The sequence below is a fragment of the Sneathiella sp. genome (genome assembly GCF_041689005.1).
Taxonomy (GTDB): domain Bacteria; phylum Pseudomonadota; class Alphaproteobacteria; order Sneathiellales; family Sneathiellaceae; genus Sneathiella.
Genome location: NZ_JBDNHC010000004.1, coordinates 1 through 3234, shown reverse-complemented (window position 1 = coordinate 3234; position 3234 = coordinate 1). Strand labels below are relative to the sequence as shown.

General features: G+C 56.1%; 3 protein-coding genes and 1 pseudogene. All 4 read left to right on the top strand.

Features of this window, described 5'->3' with window-relative positions; genetic code table 11:
- Window positions 1–98 precede the first annotated feature (98 nt).
- Window positions 99–725, top strand: a complete 627-nt coding sequence (locus tag ACESNI_RS00575; RefSeq protein ID WP_373083909.1) for an NADPH-dependent FMN reductase — start codon at window positions 99–101, stop codon at window positions 723–725.
- Entirely contained in the window at window positions 722–1345 is a 624-nt protein-coding gene (locus ACESNI_RS00570; protein WP_373083907.1) for a 3,4-dihydroxy-2-butanone-4-phosphate synthase, read from the top strand. Before ACESNI_RS00575 ends, ACESNI_RS00570 begins: the two co-directional genes overlap by 4 nt.
- On the top strand, window positions 1338–2417 hold the full coding sequence (locus ACESNI_RS00565) for a YeiH family protein (protein WP_373083905.1): 1080 nt from the start codon (window positions 1338–1340) through the stop codon (window positions 2415–2417). The genes ACESNI_RS00570 and ACESNI_RS00565 overlap by 8 nt, the downstream gene beginning before the upstream one ends.
- A 122-nt stretch (window positions 2418–2539) precedes the next feature.
- A pseudogene (locus tag ACESNI_RS00560) lies at window positions 2540–3234 on the top strand (zinc-binding dehydrogenase); the annotation flags it as partial.

Genomic DNA, 3234 nt, shown 5'->3' with positions numbered 1-3234 from the left:
GGCAATATGACACCGTACGACATATGGCAACGACGCATGATCCAGCAGGTTAAATGGTGCCGATGTCGAGTGTGGTCCGGTAGGGTGCGGCGCGCACGTTGCTGTTGGAACGCGGCGATCTGGCGCGGACTTCTCAATTAACCGAATTTCTTATCGAGGGTGAGCATGTCATGATCAGCATCGTTGCATTGGGGGGTACTCCCCGCCTTGGCTCATCGACCGAGAAAGCTCTGGCCCTTGCCTGCCGCGCAGCCGAGGCAGCCGGGGCAGAAATTACCCATTTCGATGGAGCGTATATGAGCTCGCTACCCTTCTATGGCGGCCCTGGCCACAAAGCACAGGACGGCGCAGCGATGGTTGCAGCTCTGCGCGAGGCAGACGGCGTTCTGATTGCGTCTCCTGGCTACCACGGAAGCATCTCGGGCTTGGTCAAAAACGCACTCGACTATATCGAAGACCTTTCTACCGACGAGCGGCCATACCTTCACGGCCGCCCAGTCGGGCTAATTGCGACCTCGTTCGGCCATCAGGCTGCGATGAGTACGTTGTTGACCCTGCGCAGTATCACCCATGCCTTGCGCGGCTGGCCCACCCCCGTCGGGGCAGCTATCCGCACGTCTCCAGAGACATTTGACGAGAACGGTGCAATCCAGGACGTCGGCGCGCGAATTCAGCTAGAACTGGTCGGACAGCAAGTATTCGGCGCTGCAGGGAAATTTCCATGAGCGGATCAACACAACGGGCGGGCAACGAACATACAAACCTCGAAGTTGTTGGCACTCACCTTGCGGGCGGCGGGATCATCATCCTTGCAGGCGATGCGTTGCGGGGCGGCGACATCGATTTTGCACTGGCCGCCAGCAAGGTTACGCCGGAGGCAATCAATTTCATGGCCCGCTACGGACGCGGATTAATCTGCCTCGGTCTCACACGTGAACGAGCTTGGGAATTGGACATCAAGGCGCAGAGCAATGAAGGCACCGCGAGCAGTGGTAGACCTTTTGGCGTTTCTATTGAAGCCAAGCATGGCGTCGAGACCGGGATATCTGCCCATGATCGGGCGCACACAATTGCTGTAGCAATGGCTGAAGACGCCCGTGCTGCTGATCTGGTCACACCTGGGCATGTCTTTCCGCTGATCGCGCATCCAGGTGGCATCCATGCCCGCAAGTCCACACTCGAAGCAGGCATTGCATTGTGCCAGCAATTCGCCTTAGGCGAGGGAATAGTGCTTTGCGCAATTATGCGGGACGACGGTTCCATGGCGCGGGCAGAAGACATGGCCGATTTTGCCAAATCTCATGCGACCCCGATTGTAGATATCGGCACTTTGATCAGTGACTAAAAGAAACACCTCTCCCCAATCACCAATTGGCGCAGATCTTTATGGCGAGATTTTCCTCGCCGAGACAATCGGCGAGGAAACGCCCCGGCGCCGCATCGCCAGCTTTTTTCCCGGCCTAGTGGTCGTTGCGATAGCTGCAGCGGCGGCGACATATTTGTCTGAACATTACGGCATGCCGGTAATCCTCGCAGGCTTGTTGATCGGCCTGTCGCTCAATTTCATTTCATCGGATGATCGGGTTAATCCCGGCCTAGACCTGTGCAGCACCAATTTCCTGAGGTGGGGTATTGTTCTGCTCGGCAGCCAGATAACCGTGATGCAAATCACCGACCTTGGGCTCCTGCCGTTTCTGGCCTTGATCACAATTATGGCGCTGGTGATTTTTTCCGGTTTGTTCGCAGCGAATATGTTCGGACAGAACAAATATGTCGGGCTGCTGGCAGGCGGCGCTACCGCCATTTGCGGCGCATCTGCCGCACTGGCAATCTATGCAATTATAGGCCGGGACCGGCTGGAACATCACCGGTTTACCTTCACATTAGTGGGCATTTCGCTCGCCAGCGCACTCGCCATGTCGATCTATCCGATATTGGCGCAGCAATTTCATTTCACTGATCGGCAGGCGGGTTTTCTGATGGGCGCAGCCATTCATGACGTGGCCCAATCCCTTGGCGGCGGATTCAGTTATTCACACGGTGCCGGGGAGGTAACCACCATTGTGAAGCTGACTCGCGTTACCTTGCTGGCACCTGTGGTAGCCCTGATCGGGTTGGCAGTTGGCCAGGAGAGCGGAGCCAAGAAAGGACTGCTCGCTCATTTCAAATTGCCTTGGTTCATCGTTGCATTTTTTGCCGTTGTGGCAGTCAATTCCTTGATCGACGTTCCCGCCCTTGCGAAGGAATACGGACTATTTGCCTCAAAGGGGCTTCTGCTGTTGGCAGTTATTGCAACAGCCATGCGTTCGCGGCTTGACGCCCTGATGTCAGAAGGTTGGCGCGGACTGATCCCGGTGTTCACAGCAACTCTTGTTTCGTTTTTGGCATCGTTCTTCTTCGCTTGGCGGTTTATCTAGCCTCACGAGAATGGTGCTGTCAGTCTAATGCTAACTCGTCTCCAATTTGCAGATCTTGACCGACCCGGCCGCGCCTCAAGACATAAGAGTTTGCCACTCAGCCAGGGCGGCTGAGCGGCTAGGCCAGCATGGGCGGAGCCGCCTCCAGCGGCTCGGGCGCAGACACGATCCTCACTGCCCCTGTTTCCCCTCAAGGCATGGCTGTTATGAAGGCGCGGGTCGGACAAGACCTCGCCGTCGGCAATGAAGGTGCGGGTACCGTTGTAGCCGCAGGTGATAGCGAATACGCGCAAAGCCTGATGGGTAAGGTGGTCGCCATTATGGGTGGCGGGATGTATGCCCAGTATCGGTGTCTGCCAGCTGCCATGTGCATGCCGCTTTTACCAGGCTGTACCGCCAAGGATGGAGCGTCTAGTTTCGTTAATCCGCTAACCGCGCTTAGCTTTCTCGAGACCATGCGCATGGAAGACCATACAGCGATCGTGCACACGGCAGCCGCTTCCAATCTTGGGCAGATGCTCAACAAAATTTGTTAGGCTGACGGCGTAGCCATCGTCAATATTGTGCGCAGCCAGGAGCAGATCGATATTTTGAGAAGTCTCGGCGCCAAATACATTGTCAATTCCAGTAGCGAAACATTTATGAAGGACTTGACGGACGCTATTCATGAAACGGGTGCAACCCTTGGGTTTGATGCGACTGGCGGCGGCGAACTGGCCTCAAATATTTTAAGCGCGATGGAAGCGGCAGCAGCCCGCACGCCGGGCGCCTATAGTATTTACGGTTCGATCAAGCACAAACAGGTTTATCTGTATGG

Coding starts and splice junctions, on each gene's coding strand:
- ACESNI_RS00570 (WP_373083907.1), top strand. CDS start 722: ATGAGCGGATCAACACAACGGGCGGGCAACGAACATACAAACCTCGAA.